General features: G+C 42.3%; 11 protein-coding genes and 4 pseudogenes. 8 read left to right on the plus strand and 7 right to left on the minus strand.

The genetic code is table 11. From position 1 onward, the window contains the following. Nucleotides 1-18: 18 nt before the first annotated feature. From IPJ86_01940 to IPJ86_01970, 7 genes and pseudogenes are all read right to left on the minus strand, one after another. Entirely contained in the window at nucleotides 19-1275 is a 1257-nt protein-coding gene (locus tag IPJ86_01940) for a S8 family serine peptidase (protein MBK7886092.1), read from the minus strand. Between the two features lie 106 nt (nucleotides 1276-1381). Continuing rightward, entirely contained in the window at nucleotides 1382-3391 is a 2010-nt protein-coding gene (locus IPJ86_01945) for a helix-hairpin-helix domain-containing protein (protein ID MBK7886093.1), read from the minus strand. Between the two features lie 19 nt (nucleotides 3392-3410). Further along, on the minus strand, nucleotides 3411-3761 hold the full coding sequence (locus IPJ86_01950) for a hypothetical protein (protein MBK7886094.1): 351 nt from the start codon (nucleotides 3759-3761) through the stop codon (nucleotides 3411-3413). Between the two features lie 75 nt (nucleotides 3762-3836). Continuing rightward, nucleotides 3837-4217 carry a hypothetical protein gene (locus IPJ86_01955; protein MBK7886095.1) on the minus strand — a complete coding sequence of 127 codons (381 nt, stop codon included), beginning with the start codon at nucleotides 4215-4217 and terminating at the stop codon, nucleotides 3837-3839. A 64-nt stretch (nucleotides 4218-4281) separates the two neighbouring features. After that, the gene (gene purE / locus IPJ86_01960) at nucleotides 4282-4806 is read right to left on the minus strand and encodes a 5-(carboxyamino)imidazole ribonucleotide mutase (GenBank protein MBK7886096.1); all 525 of its coding nucleotides are present in this window, start codon (nucleotides 4804-4806) and stop codon (nucleotides 4282-4284) included. Between the two features lie 141 nt (nucleotides 4807-4947). Beyond that, nucleotides 4948-6094: pseudogene (locus tag IPJ86_01965) on the minus strand (5-(carboxyamino)imidazole ribonucleotide synthase). A gap of 547 nt (nucleotides 6095-6641) precedes the next feature. Further along, on the minus strand, nucleotides 6642-6905 hold the full coding sequence (locus IPJ86_01970; GenBank protein MBK7886097.1) for a hypothetical protein: 264 nt from the start codon (nucleotides 6903-6905) through the stop codon (nucleotides 6642-6644). A 129-nt stretch (nucleotides 6906-7034) separates the two neighbouring features. Here IPJ86_01970 and hpt point away from each other — a divergent pair. From hpt to IPJ86_02010, 8 genes and pseudogenes are all read left to right on the plus strand, one after another. Beyond that, nucleotides 7035-7569 (plus strand): annotated as a pseudogene (gene hpt / locus IPJ86_01975) (hypoxanthine phosphoribosyltransferase). 7 nt (nucleotides 7570-7576) lie between these two features. Continuing rightward, nucleotides 7577-8154: pseudogene (locus IPJ86_01980) on the plus strand (adenylate kinase). A gap of 80 nt (nucleotides 8155-8234) precedes the next feature. Next, nucleotides 8235-9265: pseudogene (gene obgE / locus IPJ86_01985) on the plus strand (GTPase ObgE). 4 nt (nucleotides 9266-9269) lie between these two features. Next, entirely contained in the window at nucleotides 9270-9854 is a 585-nt protein-coding gene (locus IPJ86_01990; protein MBK7886098.1) for a phosphatase PAP2 family protein, read from the plus strand. After that, the gene (crcB, locus tag IPJ86_01995) at nucleotides 9851-10219 is read left to right on the plus strand and encodes a fluoride efflux transporter CrcB (protein MBK7886099.1); all 369 of its coding nucleotides are present in this window, start codon (nucleotides 9851-9853) and stop codon (nucleotides 10217-10219) included. The genes IPJ86_01990 and crcB overlap by 4 nt, the downstream gene beginning before the upstream one ends. After that, nucleotides 10216-10911 carry a DUF2490 domain-containing protein gene (locus IPJ86_02000; protein MBK7886100.1) on the plus strand — a complete coding sequence of 232 codons (696 nt, stop codon included), beginning with the start codon at nucleotides 10216-10218 and terminating at the stop codon, nucleotides 10909-10911. Before crcB ends, IPJ86_02000 begins: the two co-directional genes overlap by 4 nt. Nucleotides 10912-10987: 76 nt before the next feature. Beyond that, the gene (locus IPJ86_02005; protein MBK7886101.1) at nucleotides 10988-13177 is read left to right on the plus strand and encodes a T9SS type A sorting domain-containing protein; all 2190 of its coding nucleotides are present in this window, start codon (nucleotides 10988-10990) and stop codon (nucleotides 13175-13177) included. A gap of 334 nt (nucleotides 13178-13511) precedes the next feature. Then, nucleotides 13512-14384, plus strand: a complete 873-nt coding sequence (locus IPJ86_02010; GenBank protein MBK7886102.1) for a pirin family protein — start codon at nucleotides 13512-13514, stop codon at nucleotides 14382-14384. Nucleotides 14385-14425 lie beyond the last annotated feature (41 nt).

Here is a 14425-nt window from a genome sequence, read left to right on the forward strand (position 1 = left end):
CATAAATATTATCAGCAGTTACTCTGAGTTTTCACCAACTTGCAAGGCGTTGAATGCCGGGAAATAGGATTTTATGATAGCGGCACAACCGGCAGCAACAGGTGAAGCCATCGAAGTACCGGACTGTGGTGCATAACTATCGTCATACTGTGCTGCAAGGATAGCCGATCCCGGAGCGCAAACGTCAACTGAAGTTCCATAATTTGAAAAACCTGATTTGCCATCACCTGATGATGTTGAAGCAATATTTAATACATTGTCAAAGGAGGCAGGATAAAATAAAAGCGTATTACCATTGTTACCGGCAGCAGCTATAACCAGACTATTTTTATTAAAAGTAGCGTAGTCAATAATATTTTGTCCGAAGGAACTTCCTCCGCCGCCACCCCATGAACAATTTATGATTTGACAACCCATGTCGGCAGCGTAGACGATACCTTCATAAGCTTTGGTGAGTGCACCGGAAGCATCGGCAATCTTGACAGGAAGATAACGAAAATAAAAACCGGGAGAAGAAACTCCTGTAGCGTTATCGGTTACTGCTGCAGCACAACCGGAAACATGTGAACCATGTCCACTGGCATTCACCTGTGGGTTGTTATCATTTTCACCGAGATCCCATCCATTGAAATTATCGGTATACCCATCGCTATCATCATCAATTCCATTAATAGGATCCGCATAATTGTATTTGAGGTTCGGCTCGAGATCAGGATGATCCATATCGGTACCCGTATCCGTTATACCAATCACGGTATTGGAATCTCCTTTATGAATATCCCAGGCATTATATGCATCTATTTTAGTGAGATGGTATTGCAATCCATTCTGTGGATCATTTGGATTGAACTGCGTGCGCGGAACGAATTTTGGGTCGGCATACATGAATAATCCTGTTTTCAGGAATGCATTAATCGTCTTTACCAAATCCAAATTCGCTGAAAAATGCATCTCATAGATTAATGAGAGATCAACCAATGGCTGACCTAATTCATTCGTAGAAGTTAATGGTGCCTGGTGACGGGGAAACATTTTAAAGAGTTGTGATTGTCCCAACTGCGCCATCATTTTATTGAAGGATACAGACTGAATTGCATTCTCAGTACATAAAGACCTGAACTCCGGTTTCACTCTGAAAATAATGGTGCGTGACATATAATCTGAAGAAGTGATTCCTTCAGGTAACTTATATGCTGTATTTCCTGAAGTACCGGCCGACAGGATAAAGGGAATTGTTAACAGCATGATCACTGTCAACGCTAAATGTTTTTTCATTGGATTTGTTAGGGATTGTGTGGTTACGAATTTAAGACCTACGTATCAATATTAACAAGAATAATTGAAATTTTGTTTAAAATCCTTGATTTCGTCTAATGGAAACTTAGAATTGCCACCTAATCTGTGCTTTTATTTCATCTTTTCCTTCTATTTCTTCACCGGATGCTGTTGGATTTGGAAAGACAGATGTACTGTATCTAAGCCAGATATCCAGTCCCTTCATCAGCCTGTATCGGGTGATCAGGTAATACCTATAGCCCGTTCCAGAGTAAGCGGGTAAACTGAATGCCCCCGCCATATCCTGTTCATAGGTGTATATCCTTGAATCATAGCTTTCTGTACTAAAAACCGACCATCTCAGAGAAAAACTATATGCCTTTCCCATCGGTTTATACCGTATCTCCTGATAAAACATAACCCCCTCTTGCCTGCTTTCCAATTGACGAATCCCCACCCATTCACATCTCGCCTGAAATTCCCAGTTTTTTCCATTCATCCACTGCACATTCACCCTAACATTATTTTTAATTACCGGCAATGGAACTTTTTTGAATAACACTGATTCGTCCGACGGTTTCTCTTCCTGTTTATATCGGACATAAATCTCTGTACTTCTGTTTGGGGCATAGGTAAACTGTCCGAGCCATTCCTTTCCGTTTATGGGTGATGAACTTGTAAAACGAAGCCAGGGGAAACTAAAATAATCGAGATATCCCTGCATTTTAACACGCGTTGAAATCTGCCAAAGAATTCCCGTCAGGAACCCATTTTCGTTTTGCACTTTGCTCCCTTCACGAAGAGCATCACAACCGATACACTGATACGCTCTGTCATAATTGCGGTAATGAAGACTGATGGTCCAGCGTTGATCAGGCATAAAAAGGAGTCCGGCAATTAATGCAGGATCGCCTTGTGCATCAGTTGCGACCTCTGAATAAACAGTGGCATTCGGTAAAACATATCTCCCCGACCATCCTGTATTAAAAAATTTTCTTCCTACAGGATCATAACGTTCATACGGATCATCACCGGGCCAGAGGGGGAAACTGAAATGCTGAAATTGAAAAGTAAATTCATTCCGAAATCGATCATTTTGCCATTGGAGATGCCCTCCTGCGATAAATTGGTCCAGAACAGCTTTGTCACTCATCTCATCAGAAGTTCGATGCAAGCCGCTCTCCTGTATCGTACTGACATAAAAATTGCTAAAGACCGAGTCGGCAGGAAACAATGAAGCATCACGCTTCTGATAAGACGTCCATCCATCAAATTTCCAGTTCTGTTTCAAGAGCGTAAACGCCAATCCCCTGTTGAATCCTGATTCTCCGGAAGAGGAATACGGTCTTATACCCGCTCCTCGTCGAAAGAACTGCTGTACCTCACTACTCTTCCCCAGCGACAGTCCTTTCCAGGCGACGAGACCCTGACCGAATTGCACCTGATAATCTCCCACTACAATCGTCTCCACCAGCCTTTCGGGTTTGACATAGACATGCCATGAAAAATAATCCATACGTCCGCCGTTATTGCGCGAAAGCAAATTCTCCCCGGCATCTTTCTCCATCACGATTCCTGCACTAAAATAGCGACCGGCCTGCATGCGATAACGAAAGTTAAAATGATTAGGATCTCCTCTATAAAATGGAAATATCCCATCATTCGAGAACCCTTCTTTGTCCTGCAAAACTCTTCTTGCCCTGAACAAGACTTCATGTCGGGCTGCAGCTAACAATTCATTTAATTTAAATTTTTCATCCACTATTGCCTGACCACATTTCACAAAGGGCCTGATTTTTCGCAACTGCTCCGTGTCAAACTGATCCGTCACCTGCAGTTCTTCCACTGTCAAAAAGCGACCAAAAACTTCGCGATGCCTTATAATCGCTGTAGCCTGTACATTGGTGATAAGAGGAGACGATATGATTTCGGTGATATCGGCGGCATTCAGGTCCAGGGTCCACTCCTGCTCCGGATCGGGCACTTCCTGATTACCGCTATTGTCGGCGGCCTCCTGTTGGGCTTCGATGATTTCTTCAGAAACCGGTGAGGTGACCGATTGAGATTTCACCAGATGGGGGAAAACGAAAATAAGTATAATAAATAGATTTCTCATATCCACTAACGTTATAAAATCACGGACGACCCATTGAAAAACCTGCTGCCGGACTAAATCCAAGCACCGGCCGATGCGCTGCAGCAATCATCAATTTAAAGCTTTTCATTTCCATCGTACAACCAAAAGAAAGTGATAGATTTCTGCCGCCCATGCCTCCCGAAATCAAAATCCTTTTATGCACGAAATAGTTAAATGACCCTCTGAATTCAAACGCTTGTTGCCTCAAAGAAGATTCAGCGATGACATGAAACAGTCCGGAGAACCGAAAGCGAACGCCCATGGAAAAATCACTGGAGACCAATTCACTTTTTGTATCCACCGGAATGTTAAAAAAGGTAGCAGCATCTAACTTCGAACTTAGTCTCATCAGCGCGGCACCGCTACAACTGTAGTTTCGTGTGTTTCCAATGCTCTCCCTGATCAACACCCTGCACTACGAATCTCATTCCCGCATAAAGTCGTTGCCGAAGCGTTTGGCAAGCGCAGCCGATAAATAATAACGTCTGTAAAGTGCATAGCCCTTCATCGCAAATCCACCGGAAAAAACAGTAGACGAAGGCAGTCGAAAATTGCAGGCTACTCCTGATTCATTTAACTCACTCAGTAAAAAAGAGCGACTGCTGTACACTCCTGCACTGATGCTGTAAGTTGAATCCATAGCTGCCATATTTCCAAATCCTCCGGAAAAAGCATTGCCGGAAAATAAGAAACAAGAACCGGCACCTACTCTATCTGCCGAAAGCGGAAATTGAGCAAGTAGAAACGAGGGTATAAAAAGTACTGAAATACACAGGCCATGCCTGATCGAGATTATTTTTTCCATTGAAATATGATAATTCCCCCTGGAGAAAAAGGAAAGGAGAAAGTTTATATACTAGCGTACTGAATTATTTTTTTGCTTTTGCTTTACCGGGTTTCACTGTTTTTTCCTTTTCCATTTTCAGGGCAGAATCCATAACTTTATCCTTAAGAGATTCTTTATAGGTAACAATTCTCTTCATCAATTTCGGATCAGCAACAGCTAAAATTTGAGCGGCAAGAATTCCTGCATTTTTAGCTGCATTCAATGCTACCGTTGCTACGGGTACACCATTTGGCATTTGCAAAATAGAAAGAATTGAATCCCACCCATCAATGCTATTTGATGATTTCACCGGCACACCAATCACGGGCAGTGGTGTTACTGAAGCGGTCATACCCGGTAAGTGTGCCGCTCCTCCTGCACCTGCAATAATGACTTTGATACCACGACCTGCCGCTTCATTCGCATAGCTGAACATCCGTTCAGGGGTCCGATGCGCTGAAACAATGGTCATTTCATACGCCACCCCCAATTGATCAAGTACTTCCGCAGCATCTTTCATTACCGGAAGATCACTTTCACTACCCATTATTATTCCAACTAAAGTCATGTTTAAGGTTTAAGGTTTACCATGAAGCGTATCGCTTTTGCGATTCTGCTTCATGGTTTAAGAGTTAAAGTTCAATGTTTATAGTTTAATGTTCAATGACTTCCCAGTGTGTGAAGCGAACGTTCCTCCCAGTGAAGCGTCCTAATTCGTGATTACTTTTAATGTTCTTTGCACCTTCTTTGACAATTGTATAGCTTCTTCAAGATGATCAGCAGTAATCGTGACATGCCCCATTTTACGGAAAGGTTTTGTTATTTTTTGCCGTAGAGATGGACATAAACACCCGGCCATTTCATCACTTCTTCAATACCGGTATAATGCGCTTCGCCTGAATGATCGGCCTCTCCCAGCAGATTGATCATAACTGCAGGTCTGACCGTTGACGTATCTCCGGGAGGCAGACCCATAATAGCACGTAAATGTTGCGCATATTGTGAGGTAATATTTCCTTCAATAGTTTGGTGTCCGCTGTTGTGAGGACGAGGTGCAATCTCGTTCACCAGCACATCGCCTTGCCGGGTAACAAACATCTCCACCGCAAGAATTCCTACAAGACTCATTTTATCAATCACTTTTCGTGCAATAGCGAAAGCAGTTTCTTCAATTGACTTACTTATCCGTGCCGGACTACATAAAAATTCGACGAGATTGGCTTGCGGATTAAACTCCATCTCCACTACAGGGAAATGACTGATCTCCCCAGATGATTCCGTGAAACAATGACAGCAATTTCCATGGAGAAGTCTACCATTTCTTCGAGCACACAAGGTCCTTCAAACGCTGACTCGATATCAGCAACTGTTCGTAGCTTCATCACCCCTTTACCATCATAGCCTCCCTTACGCAGCTTGAGCATACCCGGCAGATGGGCTTCCATTTTTTGCAACTCCGTTCTATCTTTTACCAATGCAAAAGTGGCTGTTGGAATTCCATGGGTAATAAAAAACTCCTTCTGCAACCCTTTATCCTGGACCATCCGCAAGAGCAAGGGCTGCGGAAAAACCGGAATTCCCTCCGCTTCCAATCGCAATAAAGCCTGCGTATTCACATGCTCAATCTCTACTGTAATCATACTGCACTCTTTTCCAAATCGGTACACATCCTCCTCCGACCGGAAATCGGCATGGGTGAAGTGCTCACAAAGATGACGACAGGGCGCATTGGCATCGGGATCCATTACAGAAGTGCTGATATTCAGATTTATAGCTTCCTGAATAAGCATCCTTCCCAGTTGCCCTCCTCCAAGGATGCCCAATCTGAAATGTTGTCCGGCGAATTGAAAACTCATAGTGGTGCAAAAATACATTGAAAATCAAGGGTAACCATCTATAAACGAATACAAATGTTTATTCCTTCGAAGCGTTTGTAAATCAGTAATTAAAGAAAAATAAATTTGGGCTCTTCTTCATTTTAAACACCCTTAGTTCATTGAAAAATGGGTTCTTGAAGGTTGTTTAAAAGAGTAAATTAGGTAATGGATTCAAATAAGCTTTCACTGTAAAACCAATTTTAAAAAACGATTTGAAAAGATCAGGCTATTAAATTCTCTTTAAACGATACAGTTATCTTTCAATGTGAGAAGATCGGTTATCTACCAAAGAAAAAACAATTATTTTACCTTTATAAATTCCATACACTGCGGAAATATTCTTGTGAATTAAACCAATTCTACAACTCTTGTGTCGTTTGCTCGCGATAAAGGCTCTGGGAAATAAAGAGACAACCAATTCAATTCCTGCACACGGTCTAGAAATTGTTCGGCTTCAACCAATGACCATTCTACAAGTAAATAGTTATAAAAATTATCGAGCTGCAGAACTGCCAATTCAGACCATTCAATCTTTAGGTGAGCGGCCATATTTTTTCCAGACTTCTGAACTTGAATATGTGTTTCCTTCCTTTGCTTGCTTCATTCCAAGTTCAATCTCCTCTTTCTGCTTCTCTGTAAGGCCTTCCCACCAATCATTGCTTTCCTGAATTTGCTTAAAATGGAAAAGTGATTGCAGCGTATTCTTGTCTTGCAATTCCTTTAACCACTGAAGCAGTTCAAGTTTGATTTGGTTAGACTTCATACTGCTAAAATAACTGATTTTATACATGCGCTGCAAATTTTGATTGATCAAACACTTAAATTCCGGCAAAAATAACACTCAAATGCGGCTTACCTGTTTTTAAACGAATACAAATAATTACGACAAGCCACCTTTTTTCTTACCTTCGCGCCTCTTATGCCAGACGTAAACGTTCACGACAAAACCTTCTCGCCCTTTATCACAGCAGATCTTATCCAAAAAGGGTAGCTGAGTTGGGCGCGGCCATTGATGCTGACTATGCCGGAAAAAGCCCTTGCTGATTGGGGTTTTGAACGGTTCGGTCATCTTCATGGCTGACTTACTTCGCCATATCAAATCCGCCTGTGAAATCGGATTTATCAGGGTGAGTTCGTACCATGGTACCGAAAGTTCCGGCAAAGTAAGAAACGTAATGGGTATTAATGATGACATCACCGGTCGCGACATTATCATCGTTGAAGATATTGTTGATACAGGAGATACGGCAGTATATTTGATCGACGAGATTAAAAAGAAGAATCCGGCCAGTATCAAATTTGCTACGATACTTTTTAAACCCACCGCTCTTCGCCATGCTATAAAGCCCGACTATATAGGATTCGAAATACCACCTGCATTTGTAGTGGGCTATGGCCTCGATTATGACGGGCTGGGAAGAAACCTCGCAGATATTTACCAGTTAAAATCATAAAATGAATATGCTGAACATTGTACTCTTCGGCCCTCCGGGAGCAGGTAAAGGCACTCAAAGTGCTAAACTGATTGAGAAATATCAACTCGTTCATCTCTCGACCGGAGATATTTTCAGAGCGAACATCAAAGGTGGAACAGAGCTGGGAAACCTTGCAAAAAGTTTATGGATCAGGGTCAACTGGTGCCGGATGAAGTGACAATCCGTATGCTGGAATCAGAAGCTGATAAATCACCGGATGCGAAAGGTTATATCTTCGATGGCTTTCCACGCACACCGGCACAAGCGAAAGCACTGGATAATTTCCTCGCTACAAAAAACACATCTATAACGATGATGCTTGCATTGGAGGTGGAAGAAGAAGAATTAAAAAAGAGATTGCTTCTCCGCGGACAAGATTCAGGACGTCCGGATGACAAAGATCCGGCTATCATTCAGAAGCGGATTGATGTGTACCGTAACGAAACCGAACCTGTGCGGGATTATTATCAGGCGCAAAATAAATACACAGGGATTGATGGCATTGGCAGTATAGATGACATCTTCAGCCGTCTCTGCGATGCGATAAGGTCCATCGCAAATTAATTTATTGAACGCGGCTGACGCGGATGTTAACGATGAGCGCAGATATCAAAATCTAAAAAATAACTTACCAAAAAAATATAATGTCCGGAACTAATTTTGTTGACTACGTTAAAATCTGTTGCCGCTCCGGCGCAGGTGGTGCAGGTGCCGTTCATTTTCACAGAGATAAATTCACAGCCAAAGGTGGTCCTGATGGTGGTGATGGGGGAAGAGGCGGACATATCATCGTAAGAGGAAATGCGCAACACTGGACCTTGCTGCATCTCAAATACAGAAAGCATGTCATTGCTGAACCGGGTCAGGGGTGGTGGCAGCACCCTCAAAACAGGGGCTGATGGAGAAGATATCATTCTTGAAGTTCCATTGGGGACTATCGCCAGAGATGCCGAAACGGGAGAAAAACATTTTGAAATTGAGTTTGACGGACAAGAAGAAATAATTGTCCCCGGAGGACGGGGTGGCAAAGGCAATTGCCATTTTAAAACATCCACCCTGCAAACTCCACGTTTTGCTCAGCCCGGAGAAAACGGCAGAGAAGTGGAAAATACTCGAATTAAAATTACTCGCTGATGTAGGATTAGTCGGATTTCCGAATGCAGGTAAAAGCACCTTGCTCTCTGTTGTCTCTGCAGCCAAGCCGGAAATCGCTGATTATCCTTTTACCACTCTCGTACCCAATCTGGGCATCGTCAAATACCGTGATTCCAAATCCTTCGTAATGGCCGATATTCCGGGAATCATCGAGGGAGCCCATGCGGGAAAAGGACTCGGATCACGCTTTCTGCGACATATTGAACGGAATTCAGTATTGCTGTTTATGGTGCCGGTCGATGCAAAAGATTTGTGCAAGGAATATGAAATATTAATCAATGAACTGCGTTTGCACAATCCGGAATTACTCGATAAACGGCGTGTGATTGCTATCACAAAAACTGACATGATTGATGATGAATTACAGCGAGCGATGATGGCGGAAACACCAACAGACAAACAATCGGATGGCACTGCTGTACCTGTTCTCTTCATTTCTTCAGTTACAGGCAAGGGAATTACAGAACTGAAAGATGTCCTTTGGGATCAGATGAACGAACGATCATTCCTTTCTCGATAAATGCATGCAACTCCCGTTCTGGATACAACAGCTTGACACCCGCCTGTTTCTTTTCATCAACGGAGCACATGATCCCATTGTCGATTTTATCCTGTATTGGGTGAGTCAAAAATTTACCTGGATCCCATTTTATGCCTGGTTACTTTATGTACTTTATAAAACTTATGCCGGAAAAACACTTTACTTCTTCCCAATAATTGCTGCCCTTATTGCAGTAAGTGATCAGCTTTCCACCTTATTAAAAAATACCACTGAACGACTCCGGCCCTGTCATGATCCTGCACTTCAGGAATGGGTACATTTGGTAAACGATAAATGCGGGGGGCAATTTGGTTTTGTCAGTTCACATGCTGCAAATACGATGGCATTGGCGGTGTTTATACTTCTTGTTTTACCACGGAGTAGTAAGATCTTTCAACTCGAATTACTGGCTTTTGTGCTCTTGAATGGTTACAGCAGAATCTACTTGGGCGCACATTATCCGCTAGATGTACTTTGCGGATGGGCCTTAGGCTTCATTCTGGCAGTAATTTTTTCTACATTGTTCCGTCAAACCATCAAAGTTTCCGATAAAATTGCTGTTACATGAATAATATACTACTTGTATTCATCGGGGGTGGGTTAGGCAGTGTGGTGAGATATCTTCTGGGCTTATTCATGCAGAAGTCCATTCAAAGCAGTATTCCCTGGCATACGCTTGCTGCGAATATCATCGCCTCTGCTATTCTTGGATTTGTGGTAGCTACAATAGCTCTTCGCCCCGGCAATTTTGAACATCAGCGACTCTTCATCGGCATCGGATTTTGTGGCGGACTTAGCACATTTTCAACTTTTACCATGGAAGGATTTGAAATGTTCCGGGCAGGAAACATCGGGCTGGCCCTTACGTATACTTTAGTCAGCGTTGTCGTGTGCCTGATTGCTTTCTGGGCGGCATGGATGCTGCAAAAATGAAACAAATCAAAAGACAATTTATAGCCTGCTTATTACTAACGACACTATTGTCTGTTACATATTCCTATGCGCAACCTTCAAAGACCGGCTATTGGATTAATTATAATTTTCGCTTAAATTTTAATGAAAATATTGGTCTCCACCTTGATTTAAATTTACGGAACTACGAATTTCTTCATGATCTTGAACAGGGGTTGATACGAGGGGCTATCTACTATAACTTACCTGCGCAAAAACTTCAACTTTCAGCAGGAGCAGCATGGAGCCATGTGGAACAATATAAAGAAGAAAACCAACCTAAGATTGCGTCGGAAGAACGGCGATTGCATCAGCAGTTGCAATTGAATTCACAATTAGACAGGGCCACCATATCCCATCGATATCGGCTGGAACAACGTTTCTTTTCCACTAAATCCAATATACGATTTCGCTATCAACTAAACGTACAAGTTCCTCTAAATAAAAGCAAATTAGAAAAAGGAGCCGTATACTTGATACTAATGGACGAAATCTTCCTCAATTTTGACTCTCCGGTTTTTGATAGAAATCGATTTCTTTGCAGTGCAGGTTTCTTTCTTACACCTCATCTTCGTATAGAAGGAGGGATGCTCTGGCAGATGTATGAGAGAAGTAATAAAAGACAAGTGCTTTTTACCATTCACCAAACCATCAATTTTCATAACAAAGAATAAACATCTGAAAGGAATTCCTGATTTTTATTTCATTTCACCCCTTGATGTAACTTAAATTATATCCTTATTAACATATATGCTGAACAAACTCCAACTATTACTATTAGGATTCTTATTATCTACTTCATCCTTAAAGGCACAACAACAACTGGTGACTTATGCAGGAAACACTGGAAATGAAAGCTTCAATGATCTGCTACAACTTTCTAATGGGAATTATTTAGTGATTGGTGCAGCTGACAATTTAAATTGGATTCCCGTTACATCCTTACAAATGGCATGGAGTAATCCGGGAATCAGCAATAACCAAGGTACAGGTAAAATCTGCTTTCTTCTGGAGATGGATCCGACACTTCAACAAATTTTAACTGTTTGTTCACTTCCTGCCGGAGCAGCCGAAGATTTTCGATTTATTAAAAGTTCAAATGTGCCGGGGCAGGCAACCGGGAATCTATTCATCAGCGGCGATACTCAGGATAGTAATACCGGAGGATACTTCATTGGAAAACTGAATAATAATTTCCTGAATGGCATTCCAACCGGATTCACCTGGGTGAAAAATGTGAAGGCTGCTACCGGTCAATATCCGGATGCCTATCAGCCGTGGGATGTGGGTAATGATGGAAAGGTGGTGTATGCATATGGGGATTCACATGACTATAACTGGTCTGCAATTTATAAAACCGACAGTGACGGAAATGATGAGGTGGTTACCAATTGGAGAATACACTGGATCAATGGAGGTGGCGAATATTATGGATCTGCTTCTTCCTATCCCGGCGGAATAAACAACCTGACCTATAGTGCCATTGTTTTTAAAAGAGATGCGAACCGTTGCGAATTGCGCTCTACTTCCGCTATAGACTACAACACCACAACGTCTGACGGTAACGGAGGTACGAAAAAAGGAAAATGGCCACTGGATGTGCTGTACAATGGTCCTTGTAATCCCGGGGTGTCTGGAAATTCATCCTCCGGTCCGGGGTATACGGGATATTCCCCCTCTTCTACCTTTACCTATGGTCCCTCATCGATATGTATTGACAGGAGGGATAACCGGATGTACATTGGATTTAACAGCAAGAGCATTTTGCCTGGAGGAAATCCCGATTTTGAACCGGCGGTGATGGCCATGGATCAGAACGGCACATTGCTATGGTGGTCACGACTATACCATGAAATTACACCGGCCGGTGATACGGTGAACTCTACCCCTGATCAATACCTCGATGCGCTTGCAATTGACTATTCTTTACCACAACAAAATTCCTTCCTGGTAGTAGCAGCCCGATGTCATGGGAATAATATTGAAAACCTTTGGGAGGGTAATCAAATTGCGGCCAATCCTTCTGCTAACGGATTTCAGAATACGTTTACGGGCACCAGTGGAAATATTCACATCTCCTGGCTTGGAAAAATAAAACTAGCAGATGGCACACTCCATCACAGCACCTATATGGCCGAATATGCAGAAGGAACCGGTAGCCTTGGTGCTGCACATCCTGATCCCAACCTCGATGGATGGCCAAATCCTAACACCGGATGGCCCAATGTAAACACGACATATATTGGTAAAAATAGAATTAAAGTTACAGCAGATGGAAGTGTTCTGGTTCTCGGAAAAGGTCGCAGAACCATTACTACCGCCAACGCCTATCAGAAAATGGTGAAACCTGCAAATGGAGGACTTTCCTGCTGGAATGAATTCGTCAGATTATATACTCCCGACCTTTCAAAGCCACTTTATAGCTCTTTGCTGGTAGGCGCCTGGGATACATTGACACAAAGCGGAGGTGATAATGTACGACTGATGGGAGTCTGGAAAACAGACTCTTCCATTGTTGTGATTGGAAAACATACGGGGAGTGGCGCTGAGCTACCCTTGCAAAATATTCCGGGCTGGGGCAATAATAATTATAACGGTGAAACTGCTATTCTTGCTTGTTTAAGAGCCAACAATTTCATCAATAGTGATGATCAGGCCGGAAATAGTACTTCAGGAATTAGCGACGATCCTGAAAAAAAGAATGGTATAATCTGCTTTCCCAATCCCGCGAGTGATAATATTTATGTTCGTTCGTCCAACTCTTCAGTTGATCAATTTCGCCTATCCGACATCAGTGGACGCATTCTTCTTACGCTGCAAACCTCACCTACTAATGCTATCGTTAACACATCAATAATCAGAGATGGGCTATATATTATAGAGGGGATAGATGGCGTAGGAAGAAAAACAGGTTCCCAAAAGATCATTATCAAGCATTGAAAAAAAACTAAATTGTCCATTTGCCCAGGAAATCCCTTTTGGTATATAGAGCAAACCGGAGAATAATAAAAATCGTTGCATTCATTGTGATCGCGAGATTTCACGACGTTGCGTCCGTTCTGTCTGCCTGCCTAAGCCTCAGCTGCCGGTAAGTTTGACCCCAGCTCCTGTTCTGCTGATTTTCAATGAGATGAATACATAATTCCAGAAAATAAATATGTCACAAATAAACATTTTTTCATTTACTTTGTTTTCACATTGAACTTTGAACCATGAAGCAGAATCGCGAAAAGCGATACGCTTCATGGTAAACATTAAACATTGAACATTAAACATGGATCGAAAATCATTTCTCCGAAAAGGCTTGCTGGGAACAAGTATGTTCGCAGCATCTGCAGCCCTTGGACAAGTTATTCGCAACAATATTGATGAACTAAAAGAGTTGGACATCATCGGCTTCAACCATATCCCTAACGAAAAATCAGAACTTATGGCAAATACTATCTTACATAAATCTGCCTCACGCGGACAAGCTAATCATGGCTGGCTCGATTCCAAACATACTTTCAGCTTTGCGAATTATTATAATCCCGACCGCATGCATTTTGGGGTACTGCGCGTGTTAAATGATGATACGGTAGCTCCAGGCATGGGCTTTGGTACTCATCCGCATGACAATATGGAAATTATTTCCATTCCTCTTGAAGGTGATCTTGAGCATAAGGATAGCATGGGAAATGTAACGGTCATTAAAAATGGTGATATTCAAGTGATGAGTGCCGGCACCGGAATTCAGCATAGCGAGTACAACAAAAACAAAGATAAGACCGTAAAATTTTTGCAAATATGGCTTTTCCCAAAAGAAAAGAATGTCAAACCCAGTTATGACCAAATTACATTAAATGAAGAAGATCGTCATAATAAATTACAGCAAATTCTTTCTCCCAATGCCAATGATGCGGGGGTATGGATTCATCAGGATGCCTGGTTCCATCTCGGCAAATTAGACAAAGGCACCAGCATCGAATACAAGGTGAACAAAAAAGGAAATGGCGTGTATGTCTTTCTTCTTCATGGTGAAATGAAAATCAATGACCAACTCATCGAGAAGCGAGATGGCTTTGGCATATGGGATGTGGACACACTGCAAATTACTGCACAAGATAATTCCGAAGTCCTCGTGATGGAAGTTCCAATGACAGTGTAATCAAACAATCTCTGCGCAGCGGCAAAGAATTCAACTCCTGT

It is taken from the genome of Bacteroidota bacterium (genome assembly GCA_016713925.1).
GTDB lineage: Bacteria > Bacteroidota > Bacteroidia > AKYH767-A > OLB10 > JAJTFW01.